This window comes from Paraprevotella clara YIT 11840, from assembly GCF_000233955.1.
In the GTDB taxonomy this organism is placed as follows: Bacteria; Bacteroidota; Bacteroidia; order Bacteroidales; family Bacteroidaceae; genus Paraprevotella; species Paraprevotella clara.
In genome coordinates, this window is record NZ_JH376704.1 from 1 (window position 1) to 206 (window position 206).

General features: G+C 35.0%; 1 protein-coding gene. It reads left to right on the forward strand.

Features of this window, described 5'->3' with window-relative positions:
- A partial coding sequence (locus HMPREF9441_RS18855) for a GNAT family N-acetyltransferase (protein WP_008623636.1) occupies window positions 1–189 on the forward strand: 189 nt, incomplete at its 5' end.
- Window positions 190–206: the final 17 nt, after the last annotated feature.

The following is a 206-nucleotide window of genomic DNA, read 5'->3' on the forward strand; positions in this document are numbered from 1 at the left end:
ACGGCACTAATTGCCCACGTGAAAAGCTATTTAGATATACACCAATTGGTAGCTTATATACCTGCCGACAATAAAGTCAGTAACAGCCTTTTTCAGAAAGTAGGTTTTACAGTAGTAGCAACACTCCCCGATTGGTTATACTATAAGGGTGTGTATAAAGAGGTGAGAGTATATAGAATAGTAATTTAAAAATCTTTTAAAATCGT